Annotated in this window: 24 protein-coding genes and 1 other annotated feature; of the genes, 18 read left to right on the top strand and 6 right to left on the bottom strand. The window is 35.3% G+C overall.

Features of this window, described 5'->3' with window-relative positions; all coding sequences use genetic code 11:
- Positions 1-9: 9 nt before the first annotated feature.
- From H8911_RS00990 to H8911_RS00970, 5 genes are all read left to right on the top strand, one after another.
- Complete coding sequence (locus H8911_RS00990; RefSeq protein WP_117923891.1) at positions 10-1,041, top strand: electron transfer flavoprotein subunit alpha/FixB family protein; 1,032 nt, start codon at positions 10-12, stop codon at positions 1,039-1,041.
- Positions 1,042-1,061: 20 nt separating this feature from the next.
- Positions 1,062-1,898 carry a 3-hydroxyacyl-CoA dehydrogenase family protein gene (locus tag H8911_RS00985; protein WP_117923893.1) on the top strand — a complete coding sequence of 279 codons (837 nt, stop codon included), beginning with the start codon at positions 1,062-1,064 and terminating at the stop codon, positions 1,896-1,898.
- 63 nt (positions 1,899-1,961) lie between these two features.
- Complete coding sequence (locus H8911_RS00980) at positions 1,962-2,741, top strand: enoyl-CoA hydratase-related protein (protein WP_117923895.1); 780 nt, start codon at positions 1,962-1,964, stop codon at positions 2,739-2,741.
- A gap of 21 nt (positions 2,742-2,762) precedes the next feature.
- Complete coding sequence (locus H8911_RS00975) at positions 2,763-4,313, top strand: acyl CoA:acetate/3-ketoacid CoA transferase (RefSeq protein WP_117923897.1); 1,551 nt, start codon at positions 2,763-2,765, stop codon at positions 4,311-4,313.
- A 62-nt stretch (positions 4,314-4,375) separates the two neighbouring features.
- A complete protein-coding gene (locus tag H8911_RS00970) occupies positions 4,376-5,410 on the top strand; it encodes a threonine aldolase family protein (protein WP_117926331.1) in 1,035 nt (344 codons plus the stop codon).
- A gap of 2 nt (positions 5,411-5,412) precedes the next feature.
- Here H8911_RS00970 and H8911_RS00965 read toward each other — a convergent pair whose 3' ends face one another.
- The 5 genes from H8911_RS00965 to H8911_RS00945 are packed head-to-tail and all read right to left on the bottom strand — an operon-like array spanning position 5,413 to position 9,705.
- Complete coding sequence (locus H8911_RS00965) at positions 5,413-6,486, bottom strand: metallophosphoesterase (protein WP_186998415.1); 1,074 nt, start codon at positions 6,484-6,486, stop codon at positions 5,413-5,415.
- Positions 6,483-7,238: an alpha/beta hydrolase gene (locus tag H8911_RS00960; protein ID WP_186998414.1), complete on the bottom strand. Its 756-nt coding sequence runs from the start codon at positions 7,236-7,238 to the stop codon at positions 6,483-6,485. Before H8911_RS00960 ends, H8911_RS00965 begins: the two co-directional genes overlap by 4 nt.
- The gene (locus H8911_RS00955; protein ID WP_117926335.1) at positions 7,235-8,431 is read right to left on the bottom strand and encodes an ATP-grasp domain-containing protein; all 1,197 of its coding nucleotides are present in this window, start codon (positions 8,429-8,431) and stop codon (positions 7,235-7,237) included. The genes H8911_RS00960 and H8911_RS00955 overlap by 4 nt, the downstream gene beginning before the upstream one ends.
- A gap of 4 nt (positions 8,432-8,435) precedes the next feature.
- Positions 8,436-8,948: an NUDIX hydrolase gene (locus H8911_RS00950; RefSeq protein ID WP_117926336.1), complete on the bottom strand. Its 513-nt coding sequence runs from the start codon at positions 8,946-8,948 to the stop codon at positions 8,436-8,438.
- A gap of 52 nt (positions 8,949-9,000) precedes the next feature.
- Entirely contained in the window at positions 9,001-9,705 is a 705-nt protein-coding gene (locus tag H8911_RS00945; RefSeq protein WP_117926339.1) for an N-acetylmuramoyl-L-alanine amidase family protein, read from the bottom strand.
- Positions 9,706-9,795: 90 nt separating this feature from the next.
- On the opposite strand from H8911_RS00945, the gene H8911_RS00940 reads away from it, so the two are divergent.
- From H8911_RS00940 to aspS, 11 genes are all read left to right on the top strand, one after another.
- A complete protein-coding gene (locus tag H8911_RS00940; RefSeq protein ID WP_186998413.1) occupies positions 9,796-10,527 on the top strand; it encodes a segregation and condensation protein A in 732 nt (243 codons plus the stop codon).
- A gap of 1 nt (position 10,528) precedes the next feature.
- Positions 10,529-11,074, top strand: coding sequence for an SMC-Scp complex subunit ScpB (gene scpB, locus H8911_RS00935; RefSeq protein ID WP_117926341.1), 546 nt, complete (start codon positions 10,529-10,531; stop codon positions 11,072-11,074).
- A gap of 3 nt (positions 11,075-11,077) precedes the next feature.
- The gene (locus H8911_RS00930; protein ID WP_117926343.1) at positions 11,078-11,806 is read left to right on the top strand and encodes a pseudouridine synthase; all 729 of its coding nucleotides are present in this window, start codon (positions 11,078-11,080) and stop codon (positions 11,804-11,806) included.
- Complete coding sequence (locus tag H8911_RS00925; protein ID WP_186998412.1) at positions 11,806-12,525, top strand: RsmE family RNA methyltransferase; 720 nt, start codon at positions 11,806-11,808, stop codon at positions 12,523-12,525. Before H8911_RS00930 ends, H8911_RS00925 begins: the two co-directional genes overlap by 1 nt.
- Positions 12,526-12,532: 7 nt before the next feature.
- Positions 12,533-13,822 carry a tRNA (N(6)-L-threonylcarbamoyladenosine(37)-C(2))-methylthiotransferase MtaB gene (mtaB, locus tag H8911_RS00920; RefSeq protein WP_199593293.1) on the top strand — a complete coding sequence of 430 codons (1,290 nt, stop codon included), beginning with the start codon at positions 12,533-12,535 and terminating at the stop codon, positions 13,820-13,822.
- On the top strand, positions 13,813-15,255 hold the full coding sequence (locus H8911_RS00915; protein ID WP_186998410.1) for a UDP-N-acetylmuramoyl-L-alanyl-D-glutamate--2,6-diaminopimelate ligase: 1,443 nt from the start codon (positions 13,813-13,815) through the stop codon (positions 15,253-15,255). The genes mtaB and H8911_RS00915 overlap by 10 nt, the downstream gene beginning before the upstream one ends.
- Positions 15,256-15,333: 78 nt before the next feature.
- Entirely contained in the window at positions 15,334-15,513 is a 180-nt protein-coding gene (rpsU, locus tag H8911_RS00910) for a 30S ribosomal protein S21 (protein WP_003865021.1), read from the top strand.
- Between the two features lie 12 nt (positions 15,514-15,525).
- Positions 15,526-16,512 carry a PhoH family protein gene (locus H8911_RS00905; RefSeq protein ID WP_186998409.1) on the top strand — a complete coding sequence of 329 codons (987 nt, stop codon included), beginning with the start codon at positions 15,526-15,528 and terminating at the stop codon, positions 16,510-16,512.
- Positions 16,513-16,571: 59 nt separating this feature from the next.
- Entirely contained in the window at positions 16,572-17,306 is a 735-nt protein-coding gene (locus H8911_RS00900; RefSeq protein ID WP_117926353.1) for a YebC/PmpR family DNA-binding transcriptional regulator, read from the top strand.
- Positions 17,306-17,495: a binding site (T-box leader), on the top strand. It overlaps the preceding gene by 1 nt.
- Positions 17,496-17,533: 38 nt before the next feature.
- Positions 17,534-18,841 (top strand): histidine--tRNA ligase, encoded by a 1,308-nt coding sequence (gene hisS / locus H8911_RS00895; protein ID WP_186998408.1) that lies wholly within the window; start codon positions 17,534-17,536, stop codon positions 18,839-18,841.
- A gap of 2 nt (positions 18,842-18,843) precedes the next feature.
- Positions 18,844-20,580, top strand: a complete 1,737-nt coding sequence (aspS, locus tag H8911_RS00890) for an aspartate--tRNA ligase (protein ID WP_186998407.1) — start codon at positions 18,844-18,846, stop codon at positions 20,578-20,580.
- 45 nt (positions 20,581-20,625) lie between these two features.
- On the opposite strand, the gene H8911_RS00885 is transcribed toward aspS, so the two are convergent.
- The gene (locus tag H8911_RS00885; RefSeq protein WP_186998406.1) at positions 20,626-21,207 is read right to left on the bottom strand and encodes a hydrolase; all 582 of its coding nucleotides are present in this window, start codon (positions 21,205-21,207) and stop codon (positions 20,626-20,628) included.
- A gap of 279 nt (positions 21,208-21,486) precedes the next feature.
- Between H8911_RS00885 and truB the strand changes: the two genes are divergently transcribed.
- Complete coding sequence (truB, locus tag H8911_RS00880) at positions 21,487-22,311, top strand: tRNA pseudouridine(55) synthase TruB (protein ID WP_186998405.1); 825 nt, start codon at positions 21,487-21,489, stop codon at positions 22,309-22,311.
- Positions 22,311-23,288 carry a riboflavin biosynthesis protein RibF gene (ribF, locus tag H8911_RS00875; RefSeq protein ID WP_244975702.1) on the top strand — a complete coding sequence of 326 codons (978 nt, stop codon included), beginning with the start codon at positions 22,311-22,313 and terminating at the stop codon, positions 23,286-23,288. Before truB ends, ribF begins: the two co-directional genes overlap by 1 nt.
- The last annotated feature ends 36 nt before the right edge of the window (positions 23,289-23,324 follow it).

Here is a 23,324-nt window from a genome sequence, read left to right as displayed (position 1 = left end):
TGAAGTAGAATGGCTCGATTTGAAGAATTTAAAGATATCTTCGTTTTCGTTGAACAAGAAAACGGAAACATTGCAGAAGTAAGTTATGAACTTATTTCAGAAGCAAGAAAACTAGTTGCTTCTATCCCTGAATTTGGATACAAAGTAGTTGGTGTATTGCTTGGAGAAAATGTAAAAGAAAAAGCTCAAGAAGTTATTAGTCATGGAGCTGATAAAGTAATCGTTGTTGATGATGCTTTATTAAAAGACTATTCAACTCAATTCTATGCTGATGCTTTAACACAAGTTGTTTTAGCTCACAAACCAGATTCAATGTTAACTGGTGCCACTCCATTAGGACGTGATTTAGCACCACGTGTAGCTGCTCGTTTAAATGTAGGTCTAACTGCAGATGCTACTAAGATCGAAGTAGACTTAGAATATGCTAAAGAAAATGGTGAATCATTATTAGACGTAACTCGTCCTACATTCGGTGGTAACTTATTTGGTACAATCGTATGTAAAGATACTCGTCCACAGATGGCTACAATTCGACCAAAAGTATTCGAATTGGCTCCAGCAGATACAACTCGTACTGGTGAAGTTGAAGAATTTACACCAACTTGGAGAACAACAGATCCTCAAGTATTCGTAGAAAAAGTAATTGAAAAAGTTAAAGCTGATGTAGATATCACAAAAGCTGACATCTTAGTAGGTGCTGGTCGTGGTGCTGAAAACTGCTTAGATGTACTTCAAAAAGTGGCTGACGAATTAGGTGGAGTAGTTTGCTGTACACGTGCCGTTGTTGAAGATGGATTCTTAGACAAAGATCGTCAGGTAGGTCAAACAGGTAAGACTGTACGTCCTTCATTATATATTGCTTGCGGTATTTCTGGAGCTGTACAACACTGTGCAGGTATGGATAAATCAGATTTGATCATCTCTATCAACCGTGACCCTCAAGCAGAAATCTTCAATATTTCTAACATGGGATTCGTTGGAGATTGCGCAACTGTATTACCTTTATTAGTAGAATCAATTAAAGCTGCAAAAGCTGAATAATAAAAAGGAGCATATTTAAAATGAAAAATGTAGGTGTTATTGGTGCTGGAACAATGGGGCAAGGTATTGCCAATGCATTTGCTACAGCTGGATACAATGTAACTGTGTGTGATATTAAAATCGAATGGGCGCAAAATGGTATCAACAAAATTTGTGCTAAATTAGATAAATTAGTATCTCGTGAAAAAATGACTGCTGAAAAAGCAGAAGGTATCAAAGCTAACTTAACTGCTGGTGAATACAAAGACTTAGCTGACTGCGATTTAATCGTTGAAGCTGTTCTTGAAAAAATGGAAATCAAAAAAGACTTATTCAAGACTTTAGATGAAATCTGTAAAGAAGACTGCATTTTCGGAACAAACACTTCAAGTTTAAGTGTTACTGAAATTGCTAATGGAATCAAACACAACGTTATCGGCATGCACTTCTTTAACCCAGCTGATCGTATGAAATTAGTTGAAGTTATTTCTGGTGAAAACACTCCAGTTGAAACAAAAGAAGCTATCATCGAATGCTCTAAATCATTAGGGAAAACTCCAGTAGAAGTTGCTGAAGGACCTGGATTCGTAGTTAACCGTATCTTAATTCCAATGATCAATGAAGCTTGCTTCATTTACCAAGAAGGATTGGCAAGTGTTGAAGATATCGATACAGCTATGAAACTTGGAGCTAACCACCCAATGGGACCATTGGCTTTGGGTGACTTAATTGGATTGGATATTGTTTTAGATGTAATGGAAGTATTATATACTGAAACAGGAGATCCAAAATATCGTCCATGTACATTATTAAAGAAAATGGTTCGTGCTGGAAAATTAGGTCAAAAAACTAAACAAGGATTCTACAGCTACAACTAGTGAAATAACTAAAGTGAAACACTCGTTGTTTCACTTTTTATTTAAATATAGAGGAGAACAATCATGGAAAACGTATTATTAGAAAAACAAGGTCACGTTTCAATTATCACAATTAATCGTGAAAAAGCATTAAACGCTTTATCAACAGCTGTATTAAACGACTTAGAAGAAGCTGTGAATACAGTAGAAGCAGATAAAGATACTTATTGTGTAGTTATCACTGGTGCTGGAAACAAATCATTCGTTGCTGGTGCAGATATTGCTGAAATGAAAGACAAAACTGTTGAAGAAGCTGCTGAATATGGAGCTTACGGAAACAAAATCTTCCGTCAAATTGAAACTTTACACTGCCCAGTAATTGCAGCAGTAAATGGTTTTGCATTAGGTGGTGGATGTGAATTAAGCATGGCTTGTGATATTCGTATTGCGGCTGAAAATGCTGTATTTGGACAACCAGAAGTAGGATTAGGTATTACTCCAGGTTTTGGTGGAACTCAACGTTTAGCTCGTTTAGTACCTGCTGGAATTGCTAAAGAAATGATCTTTACAGCTCGTAATATCAAAGCAGATAAAGCATTGGCTATTGGATTAGTAAATGCGGTCGTTCCTCAAGAAGAATTAATGGCAACTGCTTTAAAGATGGCTAATGGAATCTGCAAGAACGCTCCAATTGCTGTTGCTCAATCTAAAAAAGCAATCAACGCTGGACTTCAAACAGATATGGATTCAGCTATCGCTATCGAAGTAAAAGATTTCTCGGATTGCTTCGCAACAGAAGATCAAACTTACGGAATGGAATGCTTCGTAAACAAAGTAAAAGAAAAAGAATTTAAAAACAAATAATTATTTGAAAGGATGATTTAAATGTCAAAAGTAATGTCAGCCCAAGAAGCCATCAGTTTGATCAAAGATGGCGATAAAATTGGTGTTGGTGGATTTATTGGGATGGGTCACCCTCAAGAACTTAGTGTTGCCATTGAAAAGAGTTTCTTAGAAACTGGACACCCTAGAGATTTAACAGTTATGTTCTCTGCAGGTGTAGGAGATGGAACACCTGATCTTGGATTGAACCACATAGGTCACGAAGGATTGTTAAAAAGAATTATTGGTGGTCACTGGGGATTGATTCCTACTTTCCAAAAATTAGTTTTTGAGAATAAAGTAGAAGGATACAACTTACCACTAGGAACCATTAGTTTGATGTTCCGTGAAATTGCTGGACACCGTCCTGGCGTTATCACTAAAATAGGTTTGAAAACATTTATTGACCCACGTATAGAAGGTGCGAAAATGAATGAACGCACTAAAGAAGACTTAGTTGAATTAATCAATATGGATGGAGAAGAATGGTTACGTTATAAATCATTCCCATTGGATATTGCTTTAATTCGTGGTACATATGCCGATGAAGATGGAAACTGCTCAATGTGTAAAGAAGCAGCTACTCTTGATTCAATCAGTATTGCCCAAGCTGTTAAAAACAGTGGTGGTAAAGTTATTCTACAGGTAGAAAAAATCGTAGAACGCGGTTCATTAAAACCAATGGATGTTAAGATTCCTGGTATTTATGTTGATGCAATCGTGGTTGCAAATCCAGAAAATCACTGGCAAACTTACTCAGATCCATACAATCCATCATTCTGTGGTGAAATTCGTGTACCAGTTAATTCAATTGAACCAATGCCCTTAAATGCACGTAAAGTTGTTTGTCGTCGTGCTGCTATGGAATTGGATCCATCAGCTGTTATCAACTTGGGAATTGGTATGCCAGAAGGTATCGCAAATGTTGCCAATGAAGAAGGTTTACCAGGACTTAAGATGACTGTAGAAGCTGGAGGAATTGGTGGTGTTCCAATGAATGGAACTGCCTTCGGTGCATGTACAAATCCAGATGCAATCATTGACCAAACATATCAGTTTGACTTTTATGATGGTGGTGGATTAGACCAAGCTTTCTTAGGACTTGCTGAATGTGATCCAAAAGGTGATATCAACGTTTCTCGTTTTGGACCAAAAATTGCTGGATGTGGTGGATTTATTAATATTACCCAAACATCACCAGTTGTTGTTTATTGTGGAACATTCACAGCTAAAGGTTTAAAAGAAACAATTGGTAATGGTAAATTGACAATTGATCAAGAAGGTCAAATCAAAAAATTCAAGAACCATATTGAACAGGTTACTTTCTCAGCAGATTATGCGAATGAAACAGGTCAAAAAATCTTATATATCACTGAGCGTGCCGTATTTAAGTTAATTGATGGTAAATTAACATTGATCGAAATCGCTCCAGGTGTAGATTTACAAAAAGATGTATTAGATCAAATGGAATTTAAGCCATACATCGCTGAAGATTTGAAGTTGATGGATGCACGTCTATTTACGGATGAAATCATGGGTTTAAAAGAAGAATAAATTGAATAAACAGGTCAAATGACCTGTTTTTTGTGCTACAATGGTTTTGGGAGTTGATAAAGATGTTATTTTTTAGAAATGATTATGGCCAAGGATGTATTCCAGAAATCATGGAATATATGAATACTACCAACGGTCATTCTTTTACTGGGTATGGTATGGATGAGATTTGTCAAAATGCCAAAGAAACCATTAAAAAACATATTCCAGACTACGATGTAGATATCCACTTTTTAGTTGGAGGAACGATTACTAACCAAACCATCATCAAAGCTTGCTTAAAACCATTTGAAGCCGTGATTGCCTGTGATACAGGACATATCGCCACCCATGAAACGGGTGCGATTGAAGCTGTAGGACATAAAGTAATTCAGGTAAATAATTATGCTGGAAAGATCAATCCTAGCGATATTCGTAAAGTATTTGATGCACACATGCTCTCATATGAACACATGGTTTATCCAAAAATGGTTTATATTTCCAATGCCACAGAATACGGAACGGTGTATACATTAGATGAATTAAAAAACATTCGTGCGGTTTGCGATGAATTAGGTCTATATTTAATGATGGATGGTGCAAGACTAGGTGTTGCCTTATCCACTGTAGATTATACTTTAAATGACCTGGCTAATATTTGTGATGTATTCTATATTGGCGGTACAAAAAATGGAGCTTTAATGGGAGAAGCTGTTGTCATCTCCAATCCTGAATTAAAGCCATATTTCCGTTTTGTGATGAAACAAAATGGAGCAATGCTTGCCAAAGGATGGCTTTTAGGTATTCAATTCTTAGGCTTATTTGAGCACGATGCTTTCTTTGGATATGCCAAGCAATCGGTTGTTTTAGCACAGAAAATTCAATCTAAACTACAAGAACTTGGCTATGCCTTATTCATGAAGAGTGATACAAACCAGATTTTTGTGAATGTATCAAAGGAACAATACCAATTCTTAAGTGAAAACATTGATTTTGAAATCTGGGAAAAATGCGATGATCACTATGTCATTCGATTCGTAACAAGTTGGCACACAAGTGAAGATGAAGTCAATGCATTGATCACATATTTAGAACAAGCAATCGAAAAAAAAGAATAGTATCATTCTAGGTTCGAACGATAGGTCCAGCCTAGTATACCATTCTTTTTGATTTGAACTTTATCTTGATAGGCGAATACCTCTTTGACGGTATCGCCTTTTTTTAATGGAATCTCATAATTTGTATAATCATACGCCTTCATGTCTTTTGTCACAAATTCATTTTCAACCCAGAATGTACGATTGTTGTAGGGACAATATACTTTTGATTGTATCGAATGTTGTTCAAGGATTTGAATATTACCATGATTAAAAGTAATAAAGAAGGGAATTTGTGTATGATATTTGACATCATGAATGACTTTTCTTTCTTGAAGAAAATCACATCGATCCATTTTTACGGTATTGTCTTCAAATATAAGGGCATTTAATTGACCGCCATATTTCACCATATTACCACCATCAATACTATAAATATTATGTTTTGCATCATAAATAGGATCAAAAGAGGCAATATGCGTACAATATTCGGTTACAGGCATATGGCCTACTACGACATTCTTTTTGAAAACTTCGTTTGTTTCTAAAAAGAAGGCATGGGTCATGACTTGTTTAAAATCGGTTCCATAATTTTCATTTGATTCAATGCCCGCATGCACATAAATATGGTCTTCATCTTCTAAAACATGAGGTAAATCATTTAAGAAACATAATTCTTTTAAATGGTGCTTTCTTAGAATCTGACAAACATTTGCCATATTACTATTATGTGTAATCTCAAAATTTAGATTTCTTGCCATTTCATGAATCAAACTTTCTTTACGAAAACCAAGCACATGTTTTAAAAAATCTAAGCGATACGAATAAAGAACATTCTTCGCAATAAAATCACAATTTCCCATGATACAATGTACATCTTCATTTTGTACTTGGTGCATAATATAATGCAGGGTATCTAGATTTCTTTTTCCTTTTTCAATTAAATCTCCTAAAAGAATCAAACAATCTTCATTGGGCTTATAAGAAATTTGATCTAATAATTTTAAATATAAATCTAAATTTCCATGGATATCACTAATGACAATCTTACGTTTAGCTTTTGTTTCAAGCTTTTGAATCACTACACTTCGATTCATTGTACCAAGAAAGGAAGGAATGTATCACATTCTTTTTCCCAGTCTTCCTCACAATGTCTTCCTTCAGGAATTACATTGTACAAGACGTTGACTCCTTTTTTAGACAGGGCATTGCCAATTTCTGTACAAGCTTTTGTTTGCCAAACAAATTCATGCATCAAGCTTGTTTCATTTGAACCCCAAGATAGATAGATAGAAGTGTTCTTTTGTATATGACTTTGATGGATATCTTTCAGAATCGCATCCATACTTTCTAATACATAAGGAGAAATCACAATGGCCTTTGAATATACATTGGAATAGGCATAGGCTGCATATAAAGCCATTAAACCACCACAGCTGCTTCCACCAATAAATGTATTCTTTCTTGTTTTTTTGGTTCTATAGTGATCATCTATATAAGGTTTTAATTCATGTACGAAAAAATCCATCGTTTCTTCTCCTTGACCTTCAAAAGAGCCATATTCCGGATCATAGAAAGAGTAGGGAGCGTATTCCTTTAAGCGATTATTTCCAACATGGCTACATTCTTGTCCAACAACAATCATATCGATACCTAGCTTTTCTATATGTTGTTGAATATGAATAGCCTTGCCATAAGTGGCATATGCATCTAAAAAGATATTGTGTCCATCAAAGGCATATAAAACAGGATATTGTTTATTACTTGTATCATAGTCATCGGGTAAATAAATAAAGATTTTTCTTGTGTCATTAAGCTTTGTCATGAAAAGTTCTTTTTCAACGATCATAATCGATCCTTCCTTCTTAATGCACTCTTAAAGAATTCATCTCGCCTTGCAGGACTTGTAAATTTGGCAACAATTGCGACATCGCCCATCGCAGCCGCAAAAGCTTCAGGAAGATATAAGACTTCAATCATATCTTCTTTAAACATCTCTTCCACTTCTTTTACTGTAAAACGATATTTGATGGAGTTTCTTCTTCCTACAAAACCAGCCGAATATCTTCTAAGCTTTGAATAAGAAGCACTTTGTTTCAAGATGACTTCGGCCCATAAACGATAAACATCCAATTCTCCGGCATAATTCATTAAATCCGGACAGAATCCTCCTGGTGGTCTGAAATTCACTTCTAAACCAAAGACACGTCCCTTTTCGCCTAAACCTTGCACATCATGATTCAATCGAAAGAATTCGCAATGGAAGAAGCGATTCTTGATTTTAAACGCATGGATTGTTCTTTGTACAATGTCACGATATTCATCACTGATCTCAAAAGTTGTATAACAACCAATACTTTGTTGGTAAAGCACAGAATCCATACAATTACCGACATATTCTAAACTATTTAAATAGCGAATATCCCCGTTTTCATCACAAATACCATCTAAGGTAAAGACATCTCCATCGATATATTGTTCTAGAATCATCACATGATCCTTTGTCTGCATATATACGGATTCTAATTGTTCAGCATTCATGATCTTGTAAGTCATGCTTGCACCTACACCATGATCGGGTTTCATGACTAATGGATAGCCTACTTGTTTGGCAAAATCTAAGCCATCTTTAAGTGTATGTAGTACTCTATAATCTGCCACTGGAACATTAGCTTCTTTATAATATTTTTTCATTTGTGACTTAGATTGAAGTTCTTCAATTCTTTCTAGAGAAAAACCTGTTTTCACATTGAAATCATCACGAAGACGTGCATCTAAATCCAACCAAGCCTCATTATTGGATTCAATCCAGTCAATCTTTCCATACTTAAATGTAAAATAACCACAAGCTTTGACCATTTCATCATAATCATGGAAACTTTTTACGACATAGATCTCGTCACAATATTCTTTTAATTCTTGTTTCAATTGATTGTAGGGTGTATCAACAATGGCTAAAACTTTAGCTCCATTTTCTTTTAAACCCCTGCAAAACATCCAGTAGCTTTCTGGATAGTTTGGTGAAATCACCACAAAATTCATAATCTTAATTCCTTTCTGCCATCATTTGACTGATCGCAATCACAGTCTTCCCGTCATCAATCTTTCCGTTTCTTGTATACTCAAAGGCAGTTTCTAAATCTAGCCACAAAGTATCAATTTCTTCATCTTCATCTAAGCTAAGTTTTATATCCGCTTTTTTTGGATTGATCGCTTTATAAATCCAGATTCTTTCATCGCAAAAGCCTGGAGTGGATACAAAACTTAATAATAATTCTAGCTTATCACAAGCCATACCCGTTTCTTCATTTAATTCACGAAGACCACATTCCATTGGATTTTCACCATATTCGAGTTTACCTGCCGGAATTTCTAATGTTTCTTTACCAATAGCTGGACGCTCTTGCCTTACAAGCAAGATCTTACCATCAACGATACAAATCACACCTACACCACCTGGATGACGGATGATGTCTCTTTTATAGGTTTTATTCTTGATTTCAACATCTTTTTGGACCAAATCAAAAATAATTCCTTTATATATTAATTTTTCTTCCATAAATTACCTCTTTTTCTTTTAATTATAGCACAAAAAAACACTCCGAAGAGTGTTAGTTGATTTGATCTAAAAAGCTTTCTGTGATCGCATTCGCAATCTTTTGTTGGAAAGTTTCATCCGTTAATTTTGTGTAGTCTTCACTATTGCTTAAATATCCAAGTTCTAATAGAATCGAAGGAATTTGACTATCATATAAGATAGGGAAGTTTTCATAATGATCCGAATCAATACCTTCAAATTGCGATAGGTTGATGGAATTCATGGTTTGGGCAAGTTTTTTGGCAAGCTGAATCATATTATCGTTAGGCTGCGTAAAAATGGAGTAGCCTTTGGATAGAGAATCCGAACTTGAATTCATTTGAATGGAAATCAAATACTTTGCCTTTTGCGAATTGATTGAAGTAATACGATCTTCTGTTGAAAGAGAAGAGTCATCACTTCTTGTATACACGACGTTATATCCTACCGAAGCTAGGCTGTCTCCAATCTTCTTGGCAATAATCAGGTTTAGATCTTTTTCACTCGTCTGTCCATCACTTGTATATCCTGCATCACTACCTCCATGACTTGCATCAATACAGATGACAGCTTTCGATTTGCAGCGCGAATTGTCAACTGTATCATTGGTAATAATTGTCGAATTGGTTTGTTCAGGAACATCGATTTTTGATTTTTCTTTAATTTGTTTATTTAAATTTGGCTGAATGACCATCGCTAAAAACAACGCAAAAACTAAAAAGAGAATGGCTCTACGCATGAAATACCTCCTGCCCAATTATTCTAACATTACTCGTTAGAGATGAAAAGCTTTTTAAAATTTGTTATAATGGCTAATATGGGTGATAGTATGGATTTTTTAATAACGTTAGATCAGTTCGAAGGTCCTTTGGATCTGATGCTGCATTTGATCAAAGAAAATAAATTGGATCTGTTTGACTTAGATATGAATGTTTTGGCAACACAATATATTGATTATATTCATGCCATGCAAAATATGCATCTAGAAGTAGCTAGCGAATATTTGTCAGAGTTGGCAAGTCTAATCGCATATAAGTCAAAGAAACTTCTGCCAAGAGAAACGGTTGAGGTAGAAGAAGAATATGAAGAAGATCAGCGTGATCAACTGGTCGCAAGATTATTGGAATATCAAAGATATAAAGAAGTAAGTCTTGCCTTAAAGGAAGATTACGAACAAAGACAACTGCATTTTTCGCGTCCCGTTTCTAGTTTAGTGGAAGAATGGAAAGTACCTGTTGAAAGTGATACTTTAGAAACACAATCACCTTATGATTTAATGAAGGCAATGCGCCATTGTATTGTGCGTATGGAGCTTTTACAACCGTATGAAACAAAGATCACAATCAAAGAATTATCAATCGAAGAAAGAGCTGTACAAATCAAAGAGAGAATGAAACATCTTGAGGGGTCTATTTCATTTCAAGATCTATGTGCAGATTGTACAAGCTTACATATGGTGATTGTGACTTTTTTATCGATATTAGATTTAATACATGAAAAATGGATGACGTATTCCATTGATGAGACGCAGATGATTTGGGTCGCAAGAGAGGATTTATAGAATGGATAATGCGAAAGCAATATTAGAAGGTCTTTTATTCTTAAGTGGAGAAGAAGGCTTGACTATGGATCAGATGATGCATGGTCTACAAAATTTAGAAATGGATGATATACGTGTTTTGTTGGATGCGTTAAAAAAAGAATATTCGAGTTCTTCAAAAGGTATTGAACTTGTAGAATATGCGAATCGTTTTAAGTTTGTCACAAAAGAATTTGTATATCCTTATGGCAAACAATTATTTGAAGAATATAAACAACCCACTCTTTCGCAGGCTGCCATGGAAACTTTAGCTATTATAGCTTATAAACAACCGATTACGCGTGTTGAAATTGAAGAGATTCGTGGTGTAAATTGTGAAATGATGTTAAAGAAATTAGTGGCTCGTGGCTTGATTGAAGCGAAAGATCGTTTAGATGCGATTGGTAAGCCCTTATTATATCGTGTAACCGATGAATTCTTGGATGCTTTTCAATTGGAAGATCTAAAAGAATTGCCGGAACTACCTCAAACTAGAAACAATAGTGAAGAATTATTTGAAGGAGAATAGATAATGGAAAGACTACAAAAAGTAATTGCCCAAGCAGGTATTTGTTCAAGAAGAAAAGCCGAAGAATTGATTTTAGATGGTAAAGTTAAAGTCAATGGAAAAGTATGTGACGTTTTAGGTACAAAAGTATCCAATCAGGATAGTATAGAAGTCAATGGAAATATGATTTCGAAAGAAGAAAAAGTATACTATATCATGAATAAACCAAAAGGTTGCCTATGCACAAGTAGTGATGACAAGGGCAGAAAAACCGTATTGGATTACATGCCACAAAACCAAAGAATCTTCTCTGTAGGACGTTTGGATTATGATACGAGTGGTGTTTTATTACTTACAAATGATGGCCAATTCTGTAACCATATGATTCATCCTCGATATCACTTAGAAAAGACATATGTTGTTAATCTTCAAGGTATCTTAAGTGATGATGACATCAAACAATTACGAAGAGGATTAAAAACTAAGACAGAAAAGTATCAACCAGCAAAAGTATTTGTGCTTCAAAAAGATTTAACTCGTAATCGTACCCAATTCGAATTAACGATTTCAGAAGGAAAAAATCATCAGGTTAAAAATATGATGTTGGCATTAGGCCATGAAGTGCGTCGTTTGCACAGAGTGAAGTTTGCGTTCTTAGACGTAAAGGATTTAAGAGCCGGAGAATATCGTCGTCTAAAACCATATGAAATCAAACAATTGAATCGCTTAAGTATGGAAGGCGAACAAAAATAATGAAACAAGTTTATTTAGATCAAAATGTTTCGGTACAGGATGTAATTTGTTTAGATGTTAAACAAGCGCACCACATCTTTGATGTACTTCGTACGACATCAAAAGAAAAGATTCGTATTGTTACTAAAAATTCAGGGGTATTCTTTGGACATGTTGAAAATAAGCCTAATTTAGTGATTGATTCCATGGTGGATGTCTTTGAAGAAAATCAATCGATCACCTTATGTTGTGCTTTGATCAAACAAGATAAGTTCGAATGGATGCTTCAAAAAGCTTGTGAACTTGGAGTTCATAAAATCGTTCCTTTTGTATCGAAGAATACAGTGGTAAAACTGGATGAAAAAAAAGCTGAAAAGAAACTCATTCGTTGGAATGAAATCTTACTTGCAGCTACAAAACAGTGCAATCGAAATACGTTAGTGGAATTAGAGCCTGTGATTGCGTTAAAGGATCTATCAAATTATAAGAGTGAATGTAATTTAGTGGCCTATGAAAAGGAAAATGATCCTTCAAAACATATGGCCCATTATTTAAAAGACAATCCACAATCCATTACTGTATGTATTGGGCCTGAGGGTGGATTTGAAGAGAGTGAAATTCAAGTATTAAATGAATTTGGTTTTGACAATTGTTCTCTAGGTAAAAACATCTTACGTGCAGAAACGGCTGCTTGTTATGTGTTGACAGCTATTGAATACCAAAATCATGTGGAAGGATAAGGGGAAAATGAAATTTTCAATTATTACACTAGGCTGTAAAGTAAATACGTATGAGTCACAATACTATGCAGCTCAATTAGAAGAATTAGGATATGAACAAGTATCACCGGATCAAGCGTGTGATATTTGTATCATCAATACGTGTACTGTCACAAACACAGCCGCCAGCAAATCACGTCAAAAGATTCATTATGTCAAACGAATGAATCCAGATGCATTATGTGTTGTTGTGGGATGTTTTGTGCAGTTCGCAAGTGAAGATGAAAGAAAGGCTTTGGATGCTGATCTTGTGATTGGTGCTAAACAAAAAAATGAATTGGTGAATTTAATCCAAAAAGCATTGAAGGATCATGAAAAAATTGACGTTGTCAATGAGGTTACGCAATTTAAAGATTTTGAAGCTATGCCCGTACATTGTTTTGAATCGATGCATAGAGCTTTCTTAAAAGTACAAGATGGATGTAATCAATTCTGTTCCTATTGTGCGATTCCTTTTGCGCGTGGTAGAGAGCGTAGTTTAAATCATGAACAGGTGATTCAAATTGCTAAAGATTTATGTGATAAAGGACATACAGAAATTGTGTTAACTGGTATTCATACGGGGCGTTATGATGATGGAGAATACGATTTAGCTAAATTAATGAAAGCCTTATTAGAAAATACTCCAGATTCTGTGTATTATCGTATTTCAAGTATAGAAATTACGGAAGTCAGCGATGCATTGATTGCGTTAATGAAAGAGAATCCTCGTATGTGTCATCATTTGCATATTCCGGTACAATCGGCATGTAATGAAACGTTAAAACGTATGAATCGTCCATATACAATTGAGCAATTTAAAGAAAAAATCAACTATATTCGTTCTTGTATTCCGAATATTTCAATTTCAACGGATGTAATTGCAGGCTTTGTCCAGGAAAGTGATGAAGAATTTGAAACGACATATGAAAATCTAGCGGATCTAGAATTAAGCTTCTTCCATGTTTTCCCTTATAGTAAGCGTAATGGTACTAAGGCTAGTACTTTAAAGGGTGAAATCAATGGAAATGTCACAAAAGCTAGAGTGGCTCGTTTACTTGAACTTTCGAATGCTTGCAGAGAACGTGACATGAAGCGTTTTAATCCTGTACAAGTCTTGATTGAAAGAAAACAAGATGGCTATTATACTGGTTATACAAGCCAATATCATTCTTGTAAGATATTGAGTGATACACCATTAAGTGGTAGAATCACTATCGAATGGGATCGTATTGAAGATGGTACGTACTATGGAAAGAAGGATGATGTATGCGATTAAGCAAACTATTTAAAAATGCACCGACAGTCAATATTACGGGTTTAAGTTTTGATTCAAGAACCGTTCGTCCGGGAAATATTTACTTCTGTTTACCAGGACTTACAAATGATGGCCATGATTTTATTGATTCTGCAATAAAAAATGGAGCTGTTTGTATTGTACATTCAAAAGAATTATTGAATATGGCACCTGGTGCTATATATATTCGTGTAGAAGATGTCAATGATGCCATGAATAAAGTGGCTCGTATTTTCTATGCTCGTCCAAGTGATAAAATGAAGATGTATGGTGTAACGGGCACAAATGGAAAATCAACAATCACAAATATCATTCGTGATATTATCAACGACAAAACGCCATGTGGCTATATTGGTACGATTGCGATTAAATATGGTGATATTGAGTTGCAACCAAATTTGACTACGCCAGACGCATTGTTCTTGCAGTCTAAATTGGCAGACATGGTTCGCTGTGGAATGAAGGCTTGTGCTTTAGAAGTATCGAGTCATGGTTTGGCTCAACATCGTGTCGATGGTATTTCTTTTGATTGTGCGATTTTCACAAACCTTACATATGATCATTTGGATTTCCATGGCACAATGGAAAATTATTTTGAAGCGAAGTCTTTGTTGTTTAAAAACTTAGTCAAAGAAGATGGCGTATCCGTAATTAACAAGGATGATGAAAAATATGGAGCTTTAAAGGATTGTTCAAAAGCACGTGTTATTTCTTATGCGATAAATAGTGAAGCAGATTATCGTGCTATTAATATTAAGATGAGTTCACAAGGTACGCAATTTGACTTGGTATATTCAGGTCATATGTATCCGGTTAAGACAAATTTAGTGGGTAACTTTAATGTTTATAACTTATTAGCTGCCATTGCAGCGCTCAATGAAACAGGCTATGATTTAGAAAGAATTATTGAAAAATGTGCGCATATTGCCCAAGTTGAAGGTCGTATGGAACGTATTGATTGTGGTCAGCCATACAACGTAATCGTTGATTTTGCACATACACCCGATGGTATGGAAAAAATGATGCAGTTTGGACGCAGTGTCACAATGCCAGGTCATCGTTTGATTGCGGTATTTGGATCAGCTGGTAAACGTGATGTACACAAGCGTAAAGTCTTTGGTGAACTTGCCGATAAATATTGTGACTATATCATAGTGACAGAAGACGATCCTCGTGATGAAGATCCTAAAGAAATTGCCGAACAAATCAAGTCAGGCATTCAAGATACACCACATGTGTTTGTACAAGATCGCTATGAAGCCATTCATCAGGCAATCAGCTCAGCCCAAGAAGGAGATACGGTATTGCTTCTTGGTAAGGGTGATGAAAGCTTTATCTATCGTGAAAATGGAAGAGCCCCTTGGGTTGGCGACAATGTAGCGGCTAAAGAGTGTATTAAGGCAAGTTTAGCTTAAAAAATCAAATTGTGCTTGCATTATATGAAATCTTTGATATAATGTTTTTGCTAATCTTGGGAAGGGAGGTTTGTGAATATGCCAAAAGTAGTTCTTAAAGAAAACGAAGGACTTGATGACGCTTTAAGAAGATTTAAACGTCAGGTTTCTCGTAATGGCACCCTTGCTGAGGCGCGCAAAAGAGAATTTTACGTAAAACCAGGTGTACGCAGAAAGTTAAAATCTGAAGCTGCACGTAAAGCACGTAGAGGTAAATAATCTGCATTTTTAATGCAGATTTTTTTCTTGAGGAGGAGATTTGTGGCTTTTTTTGAATTTGATTGTTCCGACAGAACATTTGAAGAGATTCAGATTTTTGCAGGATTTCAAGATTCCAACTTGGATATGTTGAGTAAATGCTTTAAATCTGTATGTATGATTCGTGACCAGAAAATCAAAGTGGAAGTAAACGAGACTTTAGATACACATTTAGTAGAAGAAGTCATTGCGGCTTGTTTTTCAATTATTGATACGCAGCATCGTTTAAATTCACAAGATGTAAGCTATATTTGTTCTTTGGCTTTTAAAAATCGTTTAAAAGATTTTAAGGCTCATCAGCTACAGGCTGTATGCAAGACGAAAACAGGTAAAATGATTTATCCAAAAACAATTGGACAAGCTATTTTATGTGATGCGATGCGTCATAATGAAATTGTTTTTGCGACAGGTGTTGCTGGTACCGGTAAAACATATCTTGCAGTAGCTTATGCGGTGAGTATGTTAAAGAGTGAACGGGTCGAAAAAATCATTCTTACGCGTCCAGCTGTTGAGGCAGGGGAATCTCTTGGTTTTTTACCTGGCGATATGAAGGAAAAAGTAGATCCTTATTTAAGGCCTTTATATGATGCATTAAATGAGATGCTTGGCTTAGAAACAGTTGAAAAATATGTGGAGAAACAAGTCATTGAAATTGCGCCTTTAGCGTTTATGCGTGGACGTACTTTAAATGATGCCGTTGTGATTTTGGATGAAGCACAGAATGCGACGTGTGCGCAGATGAAGATGTTTTTAACGCGTATGGGTAAAAATTGTAAAATGGTTGTAACGGGAGATGTTACACAGATTGATTTGATCAAGAAAAAGGATTCAGGTTTGATGCAGGCTTGTACAATCTTGGATCATATTGATGGTATTTCAATTATTCATTTGGAAAATAGTGATGTAGTTCGAAATCCATTGGTTCAAAAAATTATTGAACGTTATGCCAAGGTTGAATAATTTGACTTTGACTGTTATAATAATTAACTGTAAAAAATAAATTGAAAGGTGATAAATCTATGGGAAGACATTTTGAGGTTCGTGCTGCAGCAATGCAGAAGACAGCCAATGCGAAGGCAAAAATTTATTCAAGATATTCTAAAGAGATTTTAGTTGCTGCAAAGAACGGTGACCCTAATCCAGATATGAACCAAACTTTAAAGAAGGCGATTGATCGTGCAAAGGCAAACAACGTGCCTGCAGACGTAATCAAGCGTGCTATCGAAAAAGCGAAAAGTAGTGCAGATGAAAGTTATTCAAGTGCTCGTTATGAAGGATTTGGACAGGGTGCTGGATCTACAATCATCATTGATTGTTTGACAGATAATGCAAACCGTACAATCGCAAACTTAAGAGCTTGTTTTAATAAATCGCACTCTAAATTAGGTGTTGGTGGATCTGTATCATTTGGATATGAACACTTAGGTGTAATCGTTATTCAATATGATAATGAAGAAGCTATGATGGATGCTTTATTAGAAGCAGAAATCGAATTAAATGACATTGAAATCGAAGAAGGATATATGACAATTACGGTGGATCCAACACAATTGGATGACGCAAAAGTTGTTGTTGAAAAATTGATTCCTGATGTTAAATTTGAAGTCTTAGAAGATAAGATGATTCCAAATGAAGAAGTTGAACTTCACGGTGAAGATTTAACTTTATTTAAACGTTTAGTTACTTTACTAGATGAAGTTGATGATGTACAAAATGTATATCACAATGTTTCAAACCTAGATGAAGCTGAATAATTAATCCTAAGAAAAAGAAGAAAATAAGGATATACTGTAGAGAGAAAATGGTTGGTGAAAATTTTCGTAGAATACTTATTGGGACACTTTGGAGGAGTTGGACAAAAACCAACCGTTCGTCGCGTTAAGACTTGAGGTGTATACTTTACGTATAAAATAAGGTGGTACCGCGTTTAAAACGTCCTTATATCAGGGCGTTTTTTTGTTTATTTAAAGGAGGAAAACGCATGGCATATCAAATTCCTAGAGGTTGTCAGGATGTATTTGGAAATGAATCCTATAAATGGCAAGCTCTTGAACAAACATTAAGAAGTTTCTGTTACATGTACAATTATGATGAAATTCGTACACCTATTTTTGAACATACAGAAGTCTTCAAAAGAGAAAATGATTCAAGTGACATGGTAAACAAAGAAATGTATACTTTTAAACTTGAAAACTCAAAAACATCATTAACACTTCGTCCAGAAGGAACTGCAGGTGTTGTTCGTAGTTTTGTTGAAAATAAAATGTTCGCAAATCCTGATCTACCCGCAAAATTCTATTATATGGGACCTATGTCAAGACATGAACGTCCTCAAAAAGGGAGAATGCGTATTTTTAACCAGTTTGGTGTAGAGGCTTTAGGTGTTAAAAGTCCTTATGTCGATGTAGAAACAATCGTACTTGCATTCTCAATTCTTAAATCACTAGGATTAAATGATATTAAAGTATGTCTAAATACATTAGGTGATGATGAGTCTCGTGCAAACTATCGTAGTGCATTAAAAGAATATTTTGCTCCTTATGTAGATGAGTTGTGTGGAGATTGTAAACGTCGTTATGAACAAAATCCATTACGTATTTTAGACTGTAAAGTAGATCATGATCATGAATGCATGAAGAATGCACCTAAGATGTCAGACTATTTAAATGAAACCAGTCAAGAATACTTCAATACAGTATGCGAATTATTAGATAAATTAGAAATTCCATATGAAGTAGATGACAAGTTGGTTCGTGGATTGGATTACTATACTCATACAGTATTTGAGATTGTATCTATGAATTCAGAAATGGGTGCACAATCCACAGTTTTAGCAGGTGGACGTTATGATGGATTGATTTCATATTTTGGTGGACCCGAAGGCATGAGTGGTATTGGATGGGCTCTAGGTATGGAACGTCTATTGATTGCCTTAGAAGCTGAAGGTATTGAATTGGAACAAAAACCGGCATTAGATGCTTACGTAATGTGCCTTGATAAAGAAGCTAGAACCTATGCTTTTGAAGTGTTGACTGAGCTTAGAGCATATGGATATCGTTGCGATATGGATATGATGGAAAGAAGCTTTAAGGCACAATTTAAGGCTGTGGATCGCGCCAAGGCTAAACTTGCGATTTTGATTGGTAAATCGGAATTAGAAGAAAAGAAAGTCACAGTTAAAAATATTGCACATAAAGAACAAGAAACTATTAGTGTTGAAGAATTGATTCCATATGTTGATTCTTTATTAGTAGAAGAAAATCATCATCACGAACATGAAGGAGAATAGAAATGTATAGAACTCATAACAATGGAGAATTGCGTCTTCAAGATGTAAATTCAGAAGTCACTTTATGTGGCTGGGTTGCGAAACGCCGTAATTTTGGAGCTTTGGTCTTTATCGATTTAAGAGATCGTTATGGTATTACACAACTTGTATTCAATGAAGATATAGCAACACAAATCAGTGATGTACGTAATGAATATGTACTACAAGTAAAAGGAACGGTTGTTGAAAGAAAAGACAAAAACCCTAAGCTTGAAACGGGGGAAATTGAAGTTGTAGTTCGTGAAGTAAAAATTGTTAATACAGCTATCACCACACCAATTATCATTGCGGATGAAACAGATGCTTTAGAGGATACTCGTTTAAAATATCGTTATTTAGATTTAAGAAGACCAGTTCTTCAAAAGAATCTAATCTTAAGAAACCGTATAACTTTATTAGTTCGTAACTACTTAGCTAAATATGGCTTTACAGAAGTGGAAACACCTATTTTATGTCGTTCGACTCCAGAAGGTGCACGTGACTATTTAGTGCCTAGTCGTATTAGTAAAGGGGAATTCTATGCACTTCCACAATCGCCACAGCTATACAAACAGTTATTGATGGTCGGGGGAATGGATCGCTACTTCCAAATTGCTCGTTGTTTTAGAGATGAAGATTTAAGAGCAGACCGTCAACCTGAATTCTCACAGATCGATATTGAAATGAGTTTTGTGGACGAAGAAGACATTTGGTCAATGACAGAAGGTTTGATGAAAGAAATCTTCAAAGATATCAAAGGTATTGAACTACCAGAATTTAAACGTATTCCATATGATACTTGTATGGAAAGATATGGTTCAGATAAACCAGATTTACGTTTTGACATGCCTTTATATAATGTCAGTGAAGTATTCGCAAACACTGAATTTAAAGTATTCGAAAATTGCTTAAATGAAGGTGGCATCATCCAGGCTATGAATGTTAAAAATGGGGCGGACAAGTTCTCAAGAAAACAATTGGATAAACTACAAGATTATGTAAAAGTATATGGTGCAAAAGCACTTGCCAACTTAAAATTAACAGCGGAAGGCTTTGCGGGAAGTGTCACAAAAGTTTTATCCGATGCCGAAAAAGAAGCATTGCGTACAATGTTGAATATCGAAGAAAATGATATTGTATTCTTCGTAGCGGATAAGAAGAAAGTGGCTCAATCCTCACTTGGTGCATTGCGTGTGAAATTAGGTCATGATTTAGATTTGATCAACAAAGATGCCTATGAATTCTTATGGGTTACTGATTTCCCAATGTTTGAATATGATGAAAATGAAAACCGTTATGTAGCGGCTCATCACCCATTCACATCACCTAACTTAGAAGATGTCGATAAATTGTTGAGTGATCCAGCACATTGTTATTCTAGAGCTTATGACTTAGTGTTAAACGGCTATGAATTATTATCAGGATCCATTCGTATTCATGATCAAAAGCTTCAAGAAAAAGTATTTGAAGCTATCGGTATGACTTTAGAAGAAGCACATGAAAAATTCAGCTGGTTTATGGATGCATTCCAATATGGAACTCCACCTCATGGAGGTGTAGGTATTGGTCTAGAACGTTTAACTATGATTTTAGCTGGTACAGACAACATTCGTGATGTCGTCGCATTCCCTAAAACAGCAAGTGCATCGGATTTAATGGCACAGGCACCAAGTCCTGTAGATCCAGCACAATTAAAAGAATTGGGTATTGAAACAAAGTAAGACAGGAATTTTTTCCTGTCTTTTTGTATAAAAAAAACAAGTCATCTAGACTTGCTTATCTAAAAAATATGTAGCCTCCATATCGGCAGTACTTAGCGCAAAGGCAAGCGGGAATAATTCAAAAGCTTTACCCACATTATTGACTGGGTCGCATCCAGAAAATCCCATATGATAACGAATCGCAAACGCTTCTTCACGAGTTATACGCATGAATGGCTGAATCATATAGACACTTTTTTCACCATGACCAAATGGAATATTGTCTTCAAATTCAAAAACATCCACTTGATGCCACTCACCATCGATTTTCTTGTTTCTTGTACCTTTTTTATAGACATTGATCTTACATACATCATGAAGTAGGGCTACAAGAGCAATGGTTTCATCGCTGTAGCGCATATTGTACGTATCTTGAACTCTTTGTCTTGATAAATAGTCCTTTAAACAATGATACACATGTACACTGTGTTCACAAAGACCACCTTCCATGTTGCCATGAAAACGTGTGCTTGCAGGGGCCGTAAAAAAATCAGAGTGAACTCCTTCTAAGAATTCTAGAAAGGTATCGGCACCTTCACGTTGGATATTTTCTTTATATATTTGAATAAATTCTTCTTTTGCGTTCATACTTTTTACCTATTTAAAAAGCCCAAGAACATGAGATCTTTCCCTGTTAAGTACAGGTGGGTAATCTGTGAATAGCATTAGGATCCCCACGCGTAGCGGGTCTTCAACACAACAATTCAACATCCGATTTCCCTTATCTCGAGTGTAGGAAAAATTAATGTCCTTAGGCACCTCTATAATAACGAACTTCATATTAGAATACAAGTCTTGACTTTTTAGTGCCAGATGTGCATAGTTGCAAGTACCCTTAAAAACAAGTAAAATATAAAAGGTGAAATTATGGATGGAATTTTAATTATTGATAAACCGTATGGTATGACAAGCCATGATGTTGTGAATTGGCTTCGAAAAAAATATAAACAAAAAAAATTTGGACATACAGGTACACTAGATCCCAACGCAACCGGAGTTTTAGTTGTTCTTTGTGGAAAGTCGTGTAAATTATTACAGTTTTTAAGTGATACAGATAAAGAATATGTTGGGCAGATCGAATTTGGTAAAAGTACATCAACCGATGATATTTGGGGTGAAGTGGAAGTTGAAAAAGAAATGAATTTGGATTTTTGTTTTTCAGAGGAACTTCAAAAATTTGTTGGTAAGAACCATCAATTGGTGCCAAAGACTTCCAATAAAAAAGTGAATGGGAAAAAATTAATGGACTATCAAAGAGAGGGACTTGAAGTTCCTAAAGTCTATAGCGATATTGAAATTTATTCGATGGAAGATCTTGGTGACTACAGTTTTAAAGTGGCATGTTCGAGTGGAACGTATGTTCGTAGTATTTGTCGTGATTTGGCTTTAAACACAAATAATCTAGGTTGTATGAAAAGTTTAAGACGAACTAAAGTTGGTCGCTTTACAATTGATCAGGCTCAAACACTAGAAGATCTTGAAACACAAGAACCTGTCTTATATCCTTCAATCTATGTATTGGATCATTTAGATAAGATTGACTATCAACCGATTCAAGATGTGTACCAAGGAAAACGCATTCGTTTAGATAATCAAAATCAAGAAGTATGTATTGTAGATGCAGGTGAGCCTATCGCAATCTATGAAAAAGAGCGTGAAGGAATTTTTAAGAGTAAAAGAGGTCTATGGTAATGGAAGTCATTCGTATTGATTATTTACATGTACAAGAAAATTTGCCAAAGAGTTCTTGTTGTATAGGCTTCTTTGATGGCCTACATACAGGGCATCAGGCATTGCTTGAGAATTGTATTGCCAAAGCCAAAGAGTTAAACATTCAAAGTGGTTTGATCACATTTGATCCAGATCCTTGGAAAATCTTTTTTCCAGATTGTGTATGTCGTCATATCACAACGTTAGAAGATCGTATTCACTTGGCAAGCGTGATGGGTATTGAAGTGATGTATGTCATTACTTTCTCTAAGGATTTTGCTGCTTTAGATGTTGATGCCTTTCATATACTGTTAAAAAAGATGAATGTAGCACATATTACTTGTGGATTTGATTTTAAATATGCTTCAAAAAATACAGGGAATGTTGATACAATTTCTTCACAAAACTATTTTGATGTTTCAGTGATTGCCAGTGTAAATTCGAAAAACGAAAAAATCTCATCCAGTCGCATTGAGCCACTAATTCAAAGTGGCAAGATGGATTTAGCCAATGAATTATTAGGCTATATGTATTCAATCGAAGGTGTGATTGAGCATGGCTTTAAACGTGGCAGCACACTCTTGAAGTTTCCAACCGCAAATCTTGGGGCAAATCCCGATTATTTAATGCCTTCCAGTGGTGTTTATGCAGGCTTTGTATATGTGGATGATACATTTTATGGGGCTATGATCAATGTGGGAAATAATCCTACTTTTGAAAATACAAAAATTTCTATTGAAGCGCATATCTTTGATTTTGATCAAGATATTTATGAACGACAAGTACGCTTTTTCTTCTTGAAAAAGACGCGGAATGAGATTCGTTTTGATGGTTTTGAAGCCTTAAAGAAACAGTTGCAGAGTGATATTGTTACTTGTAAAAATGTAATTTTGTATGAAAAGCAATATGTTGCGAAAACCGCATCACTTTGGGATGCGAAAGTTTTTGAGTTTAAATAACTTTTTTGGTATACTAAAAGAGAAGTGAAGGTGAAA

The sequence above is a fragment of the Holdemanella hominis genome (assembly GCF_014306155.1).
GTDB lineage: Bacteria > Bacillota_I > Bacilli_A > Erysipelotrichales > Erysipelotrichaceae > Holdemanella > Holdemanella hominis.
Note: the sequence above shows the minus strand (reverse complement) of the source record. Positions and strands in the feature narration are given on the sequence as shown.